The sequence below is a fragment of the Paenibacillus praedii genome, from assembly GCF_049725345.1.
In the GTDB taxonomy this organism is placed as follows: domain Bacteria; phylum Bacillota; class Bacilli; order Paenibacillales; family Paenibacillaceae; genus Pristimantibacillus.
In genome coordinates, this window is record NZ_JBMWAM010000008.1 from 100,044 (window position 1) to 114,236 (window position 14,193).

At 49.0% G+C, this 14,193-nt stretch carries 8 protein-coding genes and 1 pseudogene; all 9 read right to left on the reverse strand.

Annotation, left to right across the window (positions count from 1 at the left end):
• Window positions 1-5: 5 nt before the first annotated feature.
• Window positions 6-1,217 (reverse strand): Ger(x)C family spore germination protein, encoded by a 1,212-nt coding sequence (locus tag ACO9K6_RS09875; RefSeq protein ID WP_424767394.1) that lies wholly within the window; start codon window positions 1,215-1,217, stop codon window positions 6-8.
• 39 nt (window positions 1,218-1,256) lie between these two features.
• The gene (locus ACO9K6_RS09880) at window positions 1,257-2,843 is read right to left on the reverse strand and encodes a spore germination protein (protein ID WP_424767395.1); all 1,587 of its coding nucleotides are present in this window, start codon (window positions 2,841-2,843) and stop codon (window positions 1,257-1,259) included.
• 622 nt (window positions 2,844-3,465) lie between these two features.
• The gene (locus ACO9K6_RS09885) at window positions 3,466-4,398 is read right to left on the reverse strand and encodes an AEC family transporter (protein ID WP_424767396.1); all 933 of its coding nucleotides are present in this window, start codon (window positions 4,396-4,398) and stop codon (window positions 3,466-3,468) included.
• Between the two features lie 159 nt (window positions 4,399-4,557).
• The gene (locus tag ACO9K6_RS09890; protein WP_424767397.1) at window positions 4,558-6,384 is read right to left on the reverse strand and encodes an ABC transporter ATP-binding protein; all 1,827 of its coding nucleotides are present in this window, start codon (window positions 6,382-6,384) and stop codon (window positions 4,558-4,560) included.
• On the reverse strand, window positions 6,368-8,122 hold the full coding sequence (locus ACO9K6_RS09895; protein WP_424767398.1) for an ABC transporter ATP-binding protein: 1,755 nt from the start codon (window positions 8,120-8,122) through the stop codon (window positions 6,368-6,370). The genes ACO9K6_RS09890 and ACO9K6_RS09895 overlap by 17 nt, the downstream gene beginning before the upstream one ends.
• A gap of 256 nt (window positions 8,123-8,378) precedes the next feature.
• Entirely contained in the window at window positions 8,379-10,496 is a 2,118-nt protein-coding gene (locus tag ACO9K6_RS09900; protein WP_424767399.1) for a glycoside hydrolase family 52 protein, read from the reverse strand.
• Between the two features lie 4 nt (window positions 10,497-10,500).
• Window positions 10,501-11,514, reverse strand: a complete 1,014-nt coding sequence (locus tag ACO9K6_RS09905) for an endo-1,4-beta-xylanase (protein ID WP_424767400.1) — start codon at window positions 11,512-11,514, stop codon at window positions 10,501-10,503.
• 171 nt (window positions 11,515-11,685) lie between these two features.
• Entirely contained in the window at window positions 11,686-13,797 is a 2,112-nt protein-coding gene (locus tag ACO9K6_RS09910) for an alpha-glucuronidase family glycosyl hydrolase (RefSeq protein ID WP_424767473.1), read from the reverse strand.
• Between the two features lie 95 nt (window positions 13,798-13,892).
• Window positions 13,893-14,160, reverse strand: a pseudogene (locus ACO9K6_RS09915) (hypothetical protein); the annotation flags it as partial.
• Window positions 14,161-14,193 lie beyond the last annotated feature (33 nt).

The window sequence follows — 14,193 nt, forward strand, 5'->3', positions numbered from 1 at the left end:
ACTGTCTATTTCCTTACTCTAGATTTAATCGATTGGCTGATGGTTCCGACTCGCCTAATCTCAATGTCAACTTTCGCTTTTACCTCTAATTCTGTAAATGCAGCATCCCAATTATGCTTTAAAGTCCTCCATTTTTGCGGATACGCGGTATGAATGGTGTCGCCGAATCCATAGATATCTGTTTTGTACCTGGCTTGCGTGGTCTTTACCGAATCCAAAATAGCATCCTGTATTTTTTTCTCAGTCATCTGCTCAATCTGTGCGATGGAAGCGGGATTCAGCATATCGATCCTGCAGGTTACTTCACCCACATTTCCCTCTGCATGGACGTCAACTGTAATTTGCGGCTCACCTCTATTCGACAGCTCCGCCTTAATCGCTGAAGTTGTTCGAATGAGCTCGATCTCCAATTTACCGCTTTGGCCTTGGCATTCATTAACGATAACCGTGCTTTTCACTTTTCCTTGTATAAAGTTATAGCCTTTGCTTTCTTTTTCGTTCAACCAACCGATTAGCTTGTCCTCTCTAAACACCGCAAAGCCATCGTATTGTAAAATCGCTTTCGGATCAGCGACCTGCAGGTTAGACAATTTTTCTCCTTTACTGCGCGAACCTTTCACCACCAATCCGGTTAGAACAGGACTTCTTCCATCACTCTCCAATTCATCGATTAGCATGTCAAGCGTCACCTTGCTGGTGGATGCCCAGGCGGTCTCGGCAATTTCCAAGGAGGAATACATTTTGTTTGCCGGTATTTTGTCTTGAGGAGTCAAAATGTCTAACGTTTCCGAAGCTTTTTGCTTCTTCGCGATGACGATGGCAAAGTCGGACCTCATCTCATGATCTCTGGATAAATAGTCAATCGGTTCGGAAATCCCTCTTCTAGCCAATTCTTCACCAATTACCAGCATCCGCAAATGCGACAAGTAAACCTTGCGGTTTAGCTTGGTCGTTAATCGACGAAGAGCGTCAAACACGGAATACCCTCGCGATTGAAAGGTCGATACCGGGGAGCCGCCAGACCCTCCGGATCGCTTCGAAGCAAATTCTCCGGGGTTTACCAGCTGAACAGAAACGATAAATTGACCATCCTTGGCCGCATCAAGCCCCAACGCAACCGCTATAGACAATTCATTCAGCTCCCTCTGATTCCAGCATCCCGTCAGCAATACAAAGGCTGCGATAATCAACAGCCATTTACAGCCCTTTAATGCCATTGACGCCCCTCCCAGCCTATCCGGATCTCTTTCATCGATTTAGTTTTTCTTTGCCGGGTTCGATTTGGATTTGTTACGAACGTAATTCCGGTCTTTTGTGTAACGGGGCCTGGATTTCATCATCCAGCGCGGAAGCCGCAATATGATATCCTTCTGATCGTCCATTTCGAATGGAGCGAATCCGCTCATGTACGGTATACCGAAAGACCGAAGACTGCACAGGTGAAGTACAGTCGCCAAAATGCCCATTAATATACCAATGATCCCCATCGTTCCCGCTAATAAAATCATGCCGAAGCGAAGCAGCCGGAACGATATCGCAATACTGTACGTTGGCAAAACAAAATTGGAAATCGCCGTTAACGACACGACAATAACCATAGCCGGTGAAATAAATCCGGCCTCTACGGCCGCTTGCCCGATAACGAGCGTACCGACGATGGACATCGCCTGACCGATCGTTTTCGGCATTCTGACCCCTGCTTCCCGCAATATTTCGAACGTAATCTCCATAATCATCGCTTCCACCAAAGCAGGCAGCGGGACTCCCTCCCGGGCAGCTGCTAGACTCATCAGCAATTGGGGAGGCAGCACCTCCTGATGGAACGTAGTAATCGCAACATAAATCGCTGGGGCAAGGAGAGTAATGCCCAGGCTGCAATAACGAATAATTCGTATAAAAGTAGCGAAATCCCATCGCTGGTAATAATCCTCTGAGGCTTGCATAAATTGAGCAAACATTGCAGGCACTACCAACGCGAATGGAGATCCGTCAACGAGAATGGAAACTCTTCCCTCCAATAGTTCAGCCGAGATCACATCAGGCCGCTCTGACGTGTATACAAGCGGAAATAGCGTGAACGTTTTGTCTTGTATAAACTCCTCGATATAGCCGCTTTCCAACACACTGTCGATATCTATCTCCTTTAGACGTTCACGCAATTCGTTCACAACCCTCATGCTCGCGATGCCTTTCATGTACATGACAGCGACATCGGTTTGGGTCGATCTGCCGATTTGGAACGTTTCCATCCATAGATTCGGGTCTTTGATTCTTTTTCGCAGCAATCCGGTATTAGTGCGCAGCGTTTCAATAAAGCCATCACGAGGGCCCCGAACGACAGGCTCATTGCTTGGCTCCTGGATGCCTCTGTCTTCCAGCTTGCGAGAGCCGGCAATAATGCCATACGGAAGACCATCGAACAGAAATACAGTGTCCCCAAATAAAAGCGCTTTGAGAAGAGCGTTCATATTTTCAGCCCTCTTCACCGAGCCCACCGGAACGAGAAGACGCTCCACGAAGTCTTCAGCATCCATTAAATTCCAGTGAATCTCCCGTTCCCCCAGCTGGCGCATAGAAAAGACCAGAGACTCTAGTATCGACTTTGCATCCGAAATTCCTTCCATGCACAAAACAGCGGCATCCTGTGAGACACCTTCGCCCATCTTAAAGCGCCTGACGATCAGATCAGTACTGTTTCCCAGCGTCTCCGTAATCCATTCTATATTGTCAGCTAAGCGATCAGTAACAACAATGGCTGACGCTTCCTCTTCCCAATTCTGAGGAGACATACTCTCCTGGGAGCTAAGCTGCTTGTTTGTAGTTGGTTTATTAATCAAGCTCATGAACAACTGCCCCCCAGCCTATTGCATGAAATAAAAGATGTTAGCAAAATTAGGATATCCACAATAATGAAAAAATACTCAACTTTTCTTCATCTGCTGGTATGTGGCTTGACCCCTCTTTCAAATAAAATTTAACGAATAGACAATGAATGCCTTTGGGCTTGCTCCGCACAAAAAAATCCAGGTAAATCGGGCTATGGAGGCTGCGACACACGGATGAAGGGGAGGAGCTACACATTTGGAGGTAGATAAACATGGCAATGGTAGCTTATCAGCAAACGATTTCTGGTCTTGGAATTGAGTTACCGTCATTTGATCCGTTACTTGGAACAATTACGTAAAAAGATGTAGAAAATGAATCACACAACAAGGTTGTGGAAAAGCGAATGCGCATAATAGAGGTTGGGCATGGAGAAGAAAAGTTAGCATACTGTCCAATTGATATTTTGAGGAAATTGATCGCAGAGGGTGCTCGGTTGATTTCTGACGGTGAAAAATTTTCAATGTTTCATCCTCGATGCTACTTCTTTTCAGCAATCATTTTGAACTAATCGTGTAACTCAGAGGCTGTCACTATAAATCATGTTTTTCATAAGATATGACTGAGATCTACGATTCCAACCTAAACATTAAGCCGCAAAAAGAAAATAACTGCCGTGACCGTTACAATACTGATAATGGTAGATACGAATACGGATTGCGAAGCGAACTCCGCCTCATTGTCAAACTCTACAGCAAGCAGCACGCTGCTTAGCGAGGTCGGTACAGCCGATGATACGATAAGCGCAGCTGCTGTCAGCTTGTCGAGCCCCATCAGCCATACGATCAGCCAGGCAAGCAGCGGACCCGCAACGAGCCTAAGCATGCCCGACAAGCTTACGTCGACGAGGAGCGAACGTTTTATTTTCCACTCCATATTGCCAAGCTGTACACCCAGCGTAATAAGCGCCGTACCGATGAAGGCCGTGGACAAATACTCGATTGGCGTCGCAATCGGCTGCGGAATGGTTATATTATAGCCTCTTAATAGAAAGGCAAGCGGTATAACATAAATGACCGGCATCGAAAGGATCGTGCGCATGATCGCTTTCATGTCTGCTTTATGCGCGTTTACACTGTAAATTCCGTACGTATTAGGCACAAGCGATTGCGTCATCATGATGATAACCTGAACCGCCAGCGTTTTCTCATTGCCCGCAAAAGCAAGCTGGTTTAGCGGTATCCCGTAGTTTGCGCTATTGTAGAACAGGACGCTGTTGCGCATTGCGCTCTTCATGCTGGGCCCATAACCTCTCATTCGAATAACAATCTCAACCAGCATATACTGCATAATCATAAACAGGACGAAGAAAAGCAGGATTTTACCGAATACCGAGACAGAAATGCTTGTTTTGTAAAGCAGCTCGAACATAATCGCCGGCGAAAATAAATAAAAGTTCAGCTTGGATAATGTTTTAATATCGAGCTTGAAGGCCCGTTGAATAATAATGCCCAAAGCAATCATAATGCCCATCGGAAGTACGTTCGTCAATAAAATATGGAGAAAAATGTTCATAGCTGCATCTGCTTCTTTCTAACAATAGTAGTGTATACGTCAAGCACTCTAGTAGAACGCCTCATTAATTTTAATAGTTTAACCGTTCAATAATCAAGTCTCAAATATGAAATCCGCTCGTTTATCGCAGGCGAACTCATTTGCTTGTTTAGTAACGTCTTAACCGGCCTCGTTCATCGTACCGCCTTGCGAGTGCCGGTACATTTCCTCATAACAGCCTTTATACTCAAGCAGCTCGATATGCGTACCCTCCTCTACAATCTCGCCTTTCTTCATGACCAGAATACGATCTGCCTGCATAATGGTCGACAGACGATGTGCGATGATAAGCGTCGTTCTTCCGACAGATACGAGCTGCAGCGCCGATTGTATGAGCTGCTCCGTTTGGGAATCAAGATTGGCTGTCGCTTCGTCCAAAATTAATATTTTCGGCTCGAACACGATAATTCTGGCGAAGGAGATCAATTGACGCTCTCCGGCGGACAGACCGCTCCCCCGCTCGGACAATCTGGTGTCATAACCACCCTTCATCCGCATAATCAACGTATCCGCACCGACAAACTCGCATGCGCGCATCACGGTTTCTCTTGAAATCGTCTCATCGAACAGCCGCACATTATCAAGAATCGTCCCTGAATACAAATACGGCTCCTGCTGCACAAGACCGACGATGCGGTGAAGATCGGCCTGCGGAATATCGCGAATATCCGTTCCGTCAATAAGGATACTTCCCTGCTGCACATCGTAGAACCGGCAAAGCAGACTGATTAATGAGCTTTTGCCCGCTCCTGTTGTACCCACAATACCAATCATATGGCCTGCCTCAATATGAAGATTAAGGTTGCGAATGACAGGACTTCCCGGCGTATAGGCGAACGACACCTTGTTAAATTCTATTCTGCCATCAACCTCGGATACACGCACTGCCTGAGTGACTGTCTTATCCTCGACCTCTGGCCGGATCGCGAAAATTCCCCATATCCGATTCACTGCGACCGTAGCGGCTTGAAGTGTATTCCATTGCTGTGTGATCGTATTAATTGGCTGAAAAAATTGACGAATGTACGTAATAAAGGCATACAATACGCCGAACTCAAGCGAGGAGCCCAGCACAGCCGTGCCGCCAATCCATGTCACGAACGCAATGGATAAATTGCTCAAAATCTCAAAGGACCGGTTAAACAGTACATTCGTCCGGATTTCACGCACATTCGCCCGAAAGTAGGATTGATTCCGCTCGGTGAACTGCTTGCCCTGCTCCTCCTCTTGATGAAAGGCTTGAATCAGGTTCATACCCGATAGATTTTCTGCGACGAAGGCTACCATCCGAGATAAGCGTGTACGAGCCATCTGATAGGTTTTGCGCATATATGAACGAAATAAGATCGCAATTAATGCAATGACCGGCAGCAAAATCAAACAATACAGCGTCATCGTAACATCGAGCTGAAACATGAGCACAATAATGAAGATGAGCGTCATTCCGTCTCGCAGCAGGCTTAACAGCACCTGATTAAAAAACTGGTTCAAAGCCTCTGTATCGCTTGATACATGGGTAATAAGGCTTCCGCTAGGAACCTTGTCGAAATAAGACATCGACAGCTTCGATATATGCTCGAACAGCTGCTTGCGGATCTTCATCACGATGCTTTGACCGGCATACTGCAGCAAATTGTTCTGTATAAAAGTAAAGACCAGACTTAGCAGCGACAGCAATAAATATACGCCGCCAATGACAAGCAGGCCGCTGAAATCATTTTTACCTGCCATGAGATTATCATCAATCGCGATTTTAATAAGAAAGGGCTGCAGCAGCTCTGCTGTAATGGCAATTAGCGTACAGAAAAACACGCCGACAAAAGTTAATCGATGCGGCTTAATATAGCCAGTTAAAACGCGGAAAGTTGAAAGGTATTTGGTCTTGACTTCGGGCTGCTTAAGTTCCGTCTTCCGATCCGATTCCCCTTTTTTAATGGCCTGCGGCATGATGACTTCCCTCCTCCTGTATGGCGTGGAGTGTGGCGTATAGCCCCTCCTGCGCAAGCAGCTTCTCATGCGTGCCCCGCTGTACAATCTCTCCTTCATCCATCACGATAATTTCGTCCGCATGCTTCAATGCGCTTATTCGATTCGCGATCAATATCGTCGTTTTACCTATTCTGCTTGCCCGAATCGATTCCATAATGTCTGTCTCCGTCACGGCATCGACAGCGCTTACACTATCATCTAGAATCATGATTGGTGAATTTTTAATAATCCCTCTTGCCAAGCTGGTCCGCTGTCGCTGCCCCCCAGATAACGTCACACCGCGTTCACCGAGCTTGGTATCGAACCGGTCGGGAAAATCAATAATATTGCTGTATATCTGTGCTTTTTGAGCAGCATCCTCTACTTCCTCAAGCAGCGCTTCCCGCCGATAGAAAGCAATGTTTTCTCGAATGGTCGTGCTGAACAGGAAGCCATCCTGCGGGACATAAGCAATCTGACGACGAAGACTCTCAAGCGTCAAATCCCGGATATCCGTCTCGTTAAACCAAATCGTCCCTGCCGGAGGATCATACGTCCGCAGCAGCAGCTTCATGAGCGTCGTCTTGCCGCTGCCCGTCCTTCCGACAATCCCCAGCATCGTCCCCGGTTTAATATCCAAATTAATATTGCGAAGCGCCTCCTTGGAAGACTCCTCATAGGAAAAGGATAAATGATGAATGTGAATGCCAGCATGTTGAAAGTCTAGCGACAGCGCATCCTTAAACTGCTTGATATCCGGCTGCTTACTGAGCAAATCGTTCAGTCTCTCCAGTGAAGCGCGTGACCGCTGCATCGTGTTGATGACGTTGCCAATTTGCTGCAAGGGGTTCATCAGCATTCGAATGTATAACGTTAAAGCAACAAAGCCGCCAAGCGTAATCTCCTTCGCAATCGTCAAATAGCCGCCAAGCGCAAGCGCGATGATAAGCGACAACGCTCCTAGAAATGGGATAAGAGCCTGGAAGAAGGAGGATACGCGAACGAGATTAAGCTGATTGTCTCTAATCCGATCTACCGTCTCCCCGAAGCGGCGATTCATGATGGGCTCCACCGCAAACTTTTTCGTCACGCGAATGCCGCCAAACTGCTCCTCCGCCGATTCAGTCATCTGGGCAAGCGATTCTTGTACTTTAAGCGAACGCTTGCGAATGACTGGCCCAAGTTTGACAACGATGAAGGGAATCAAAATAAGCGGCAGCATACAAGCAATAATGAGGTCGTACGGAATATCGCTTAATACCAGCATCGTAATGACCGAAATTAACAGGATTGTCGCACCGGCTGTCTGATTGACCCCCATCGAAATCGATTCACGAACAGCCGTCACATCGTTCATAAAATAGCTCAACAGCTTGCCTACGCCATTCTTCGAATAAAAGCTCTCGCTTAATCCGGTAAAATGATTAAACAGCTTGCGCCGAGTCAAAAATTCAAACAGACGCCCGACATACATAACCAAGTACTGAGCCAACCCGCCGATCAGCGCAAAACCTGCTCCAATACCGAGCAATAGCCAGCTGTAGTTTACGACTGCCTCCTGCGTTAGATGCCCCGCCTGGAGTTCATCCGTAAAGTCGCGCAGCACCCTCGGAAATTGGACATGAATAATGTTTGCAATCAAATGAAACAAAATCGAAAAAAAGTAAATATGCCATGTCTCTTTAAAGAAATCGACCAATAACCGTTTTGACTTCAAAAGATAATCACTTCCTATTCAGTCGATTATTCGCAAGCATCCTTGACCAACGCTTCCTTCCAGCTAACTTCTTTTGTGTAAAATTATACAACAATTTTGGCAAAATAATGTTAAATCCGCGCAATTCTGAATAAAGCACACGCATCTAGCAATGACAAACAGGCGCACGTCAATCGAAATGAGCTTCGATTGACATGCGCCTTTATAGGAAAATACTTGATTGTCCTTCCGCGTGGAATATATTGCTAAGCCATTGCTAATGCTCATCCAGCCAAAGGATGCTCGTCACGCCGCGCGGATAATATTTGCTGCCGGTGATTTCGCCGGAAATGATCTGATCGCTCCAGCTCCAAATGGACAACGTCTCGTGAGTGAGCCACTCCACATGCGCCGCATCAGCTGCCGCGCCCTTCTCATCCCATTCCCAGCCTAATAGTTGGCGGGCAATAAACTGGCTTAAATAAATTTTGCTTAGCCACGAGTTATTGCTCGTAGAAGAAATTTTCCAACCGCCGTCTGGGAACAAGCAGCTTCCCTCGACAAGCACCGTATCCAAATGCTTGCGCAAAGCTTCAATATAAAATCCAAATCGGCCTTCCGGGTCAAGCGCTTCCTTCAAATTCGTGTAATAAGGAAAAATGAGTCCTTCAATTGCCGGAATGATTCGCGAATCATTACCTTCTCCAATAACAGCCGGTATATAACCTTCCTCGGTTACATGGCTGACAATCGTCCGTGCGCATTTGTCTGCTTGCGAGCCGGCCGTTGCCGCAAGTTCCGTCTTGCCTTCTTCGCGAAGCAGCTTCTCCATGGCCAGATAAGCGGCCCAGCTTTTACCCGCCAAATATATATTGTTGCGCGCCTGTCCGAGCGATACGTCGAGGCTGTCGTAGGTTGTAATCTCCGCCCCGCCCATCGTGCGAGAGCTGTCCAGCCCCATGATGCCATTGCGCTTCGCAGGATCAGGATGATCGCGATTCAGCATACTGTCTAGACAGCCTTCCATCACGTCTAAGTTAGTGCGGAGCCATGCCCGATCGCCTGTCTGTTCGACATAAACAGATGCGCACAGCACCCAGTTAATAAGCTGCTCATGCGTCATATGGGAGAAGCAGCCGTCGATGCCGTACAATTCGTAGGATGAATAATGCGGTCGCGACAGCGTATTGGCCACGCCCATATCATGCGTGAAGCTGATCCCGCCCGGATATTCCGTCCCGTCATTAGGAAAGCGCACTTTATCCTCATAGCTGTACCGCTTCACGAACATGTCCAGCTCATTACGAACGGTCCAAGGGTTCAGCTTCAGCTCGAAAAACAGCTGATCCACCGTTAGATCGAACGTATTCATCATGCGGTACTCACCTTCATTGACGACCCAAAACGGCTCTCCCGCCGCATCGAGCAGCTGCGTCGAGCCATAATAGCTGCGAATCGCATGCGCCAGCATAAACTTCTGGTCATCCGACAGCGCGGCATCGTCGACGATCCGGTTCGCCTCGAGTGACCGGCTAACCAGCTCCTCGTAATGGTCCAAGGCAAATGCAGCAACTTGCTCGATGCTCCGGAAGTAACGCGTATAATAATACGACGTGTCCATGCCCGCTGTGACGAGGCCCGAGCGATGGAAGCAAACCGCGAATCGGTAGGTTCGCCGCTCCCCTGCCGGCACGTCCATAATCAGTGCGCCGACCGGACCTAGACCGAATGTCCAATTTTCCTTAAGCGGATTGGTCAAAATGTTTTCCATACTGAAGTGCTGTGCCGATTGAACGTCCGGATCGTTGGATACGATTGCCGTCAGCCTTCCTTGGCCAACACCGGCTATGCTATCCAGCGTGTCGTCCATCCGCCTCATTGAGCTGTACGGATCTGCGCCTTGATACCCGAAAAAAGCGCGGCGTGTCCGGCTGCCCTTCGTATTATCGATCGTCAGCTCTGCCAGAACGGCAGGCACGAGCGCCAGCTTCAGCTCCTGCTCCGACGATGACGAGGCTACCGGATCGGGTACCGAGTGAACCGGGGAATAAATCTGGAATGTCAAATCGCCTGCTGTCCATTTATCCGTCGACAAACGAAAGTCTCGTTCGATATCGGCCTTGTCATAGTGGAACAAAATGCGCGGCTTGTTCTGATCAGGATCCGGGTTTTCGATATCATAGCGTTTGCTTTCATCATCGACAACGTCGAAGAAGGGCAGCGTGTCATACATACCCTCTCGATCAGCCGATTCGACGCCTATGAATACGTTCTCGCGAGGGGGACGGCCAAGCTCAAGATCCAGACCGCCGCCGCTGCCCGGAAATCCAAGCGTAAAGCTTGCGAATGCGCCGATCGGCGAGTGATGCGCGTTAAAAAAGATATTTTTTGGCATAGGATTAGTCCCTCCAATTCGCTATTTTCAAAAATGACGGCTTCGGCTGATGCTTCTCATCGAAAACAAGCGGCCAATTTTTTCTGCCCCTCACCGGAAAATCGTCCAGCCAAGTATAATCGTCCGCTGCCCCCCAGAACGTAACGGCCGTGATGACCTCCTTATATTCGCGGAATAGGCGGAATACCTGCTCGTAACGCTCTGCTTGCAGCTCCAGCATCTCGGAAGTCGGCTGCTTGAGGTCTGTGCGGCGATCCTCGAAATCAAAGACCGAGATGTCTAGCTCGGTTACCTGAAGCTGCAGGCCAAGTGCCGCGTACCGCTCGATCGCCTCACGGATATCCGCGAGGCTTGGCCCATTCAGATTCCAATGGCCCTGCAAGCCGATCCCGTGGATCGGAGCCCCCTTGTCCTTGAGCGATTGTACTAAACGAATGATCTTGTCGCGCTTCTCAGGAAAACATTCATTATAGTCATTATAGAAAAGCACCGCCTCTGGGTCCGCTTCATGAGCGTACTCAAACGCCTTGGCGATAAAGTCCTCGCCGATAATTTGCAGCCAACGGGAATCCCGCAGCCATACGCCGCTCTTGTCCTCAATCGCCTCATTTACGACATCCCAGCCGTAAATGCGTCCTTTGTAGCGGCCCGCTACAGTATCGATGTGCGACTTCATGCGGGAAAGCAGCGTTTCCCGGTCCACAGTCGCCCCTCCGCTGCCCTCAAACACCCAGTCAGGCGTTTGATTATGCCAGACGAGCGTGTGGCCGCGCATCTTCATGCCATGCTGCCCGGCAAATGCCGCCAGCTTATCCGCCGCCTCAAAGGTGTATACACCCTCCTGCGGGTGAATGCGTTCAAACTTCATATCATTTTCGGCTGTAATACTGTTGTAATGGGCAGAAAGCACATCCTTCTGCGTCTCGATCGTCGTCAGGTTAACGGCTGCGCCGATATCAAAATAATCGCGGTACTGCTCGCCAAGTCTAGGCGTCATGTTTCTCGTTTCAGAGGTCATCGTTATTCTCCTTTTTCGTTCGATTTCACAAAACATATTTGCCGGCTTTTCATTCCCTACAGTAGAAACGTGCGATTAATTGGGGCAAATCAACTTAATCGCCCTCATTTCAAATCAAATTGCCGAATAATTAGGCAAAAATCGATTGAAATAACGGTTATGCTCCGCCTCTTAATAGATCACTCGCGCTTTCTCGTCCGCGATGCCGGATTTGCGGTAAAAATAAGTATTAATGATATCGCGCCACTGCTTCGCATTCTCTAATTGCTCGTTCAATCTCGCCGATACGTGCTCGAACCGTTCCTCATCGATCAAGCCCTTTAGTTCAGTCCAGCGCGCGATCCCATATTCGACGCGCTCCACGCCCTCGAAATGAGTATCGTAAATGTGCTGAATGACCGTACGGCCGGATTTCAAGCGGTGCGTATACGGAACATGATGGAAAAATAGCAGCAGCTCGTCTGGACAAGTGTCCAGGCTCTCATACAAAGTCGCGTTCTCCGCCTCATATTGGCTCGCGTATCCGGTACCTGTTGCTTGTGTCCGGTCTACGCCGATCCCGTGCAGGTCCGCAAAGTGATAGGTCCCCCATTTGGAATATTCATAACCGTCCACGTCGGGTCCGTAGTGATAATGGGGCTTTACCATCCAGCCCACGCCGAGCGGTGCCGTATAGCTTTCATAAATCGGCCACGACTCCAGCAGCAGGTCAACGATCGTCTCTCGGACGTTCCCGCTGCCGCCAAAAGTCTGGCTTGCCCATTCGCTGGCGATCTCCTCAGCCGACAATTCCGGGTTCCAAATCAATCTACCGTAGCCATACAGATTGGCCTGCGCCAAATGATGTCCCGTCCAATTGCTGTCGTCGCCAATATTGCTTACCGCGGTAATGCCGCAGTGCGAATAAGGATGCACATTACCCGCAACGATCTCTTTGATTGAACTGCCTGAGACGGTGTTCCCCTTTCCCTTATGGCCGGTCTCGAACTCCAGTACCTCCTTCCATTGCGGGACCAAATAGCACACATGCCGCTGCTGGCCCGTATATTCTTGCGTAATCTGGAACTCCAGCATTTGGTTCGTCTGCTTCATCGCCCCGAACAGCGGCGATACCGGCTCGCGTACCTGGAAATCCATCGGCCCATTCTTAATTTGCAAAATGACATTGTCCCTAAAGCGTCCGTCAAGCGGCTTAAAATGGTCAAACGCGGCGCGCGCCCGATCTGTCGAGCGGTCGCGCCAATCCTGATGGCAGTTGTACACGAAGCATCTCCACAGCACAAGGCCGCCGTAAGGCTCCAGCGCTTCTGCCAGCATGTTCGCGCCGTCAGCATGATCGCGTCCGTAGGTGAACGGTCCTGGACGGTTCTCCGAATCAGCTTTTACTAGGAAGCCTCCAAAGTCAGGCATGTGCTGGTACACCTCGGCCGCCTTCTCCTTCCACCACCGACCTACCCTTGGATCAAGAGGGTCGGCTGTATCCAAATCGCCAAGCTCAATCGGCCCCGCATAATTGACGCTTAAATACAGTTTGATGCCGTACTCGCGGAATACCCCGGCAATCGCCGATACCTCAGGAAGCAGTAAATCGGTCATAAGAAACGTCTCCGGACGATGCACGTTCACATTGTTGATCACAATGCCATTAATTCCGATAGAAGCCATAAGCCTTGCGTAGTCCCGCACTCGCTCCGAGTCGGATAAGAGCTGATGATCTTTGAAAAAAATCGATCGTCCTGCATAACCTCGTTCCACGCTGCCATCGAGGTTGTCCCAATGATTGATCATTCGCAGTCCGTATTTTGGCGATTCCATTAGCTCCAGCCCCTCGAAGGAAGCGCCCATCTGCATCAATCGCAGCAAATGAAATACGCCATAAAGCGCTCCTTTCTCCGATTTGCCTGCAACGATCAAATGTTTTTGACCAGACTGACGGACTGCTCTAATCAAATAACCTTCCTCGGTCAGCGACTCCGCTTCTCTTGAACGAAATTCTCGATCAAAAAGCCCGAACTCCCCGATGACACCAACAGCCACATATCCCTCCTGCTTGGCTTCCTCTACGATGGCCGGCTCCATGCCGAGCAGTAAACCGATGCCTTTCGCCAGCTCTCGAACCGCGGTCTTCAGCGGCGCCGCTTGCCCGCTCTCCTGCCGCACAACGGATGGAGCCATGATTTCCATCGTCCAGCTCGCGTATTCCTTGCTTAAAGCATCATCCGTTACCTTGTCGCATCGCAGCCAGCTCTTATATCCGTTATCGCCCACATCAAATCCTCCCATCAAATGCGAAAACGCTCCCGCCCGATTGCTAGAATCATCGCAAGGGACGCGGCTCGGCATCTATAGTTGCTTAGTTTTTGTTCCGTACGTCTCCATTAGCCCTTCACGCCGCCTACCGTCATCCCTTTGACAAAATACTTCTGAAGGAACGGGTAAGTCATAATGATCTGCAGACTGGCTACAATCGCCATCGTCGCGCGGATCCATAATGCCATCCGGCAGCCCCTCGATAAAGGAGCGAATGACGATCATATTGAATACGCCGATAATGGCGGGGATAATATACACCCAGAAAGAGTTACTAAGGTGAAGCTCTTTAATAAGGAAGTAGCCTGGAATTAGACCCCCGCTGAAATACATCGTCCGATAGACAAAATCCTCTTTTTAAACATGCTT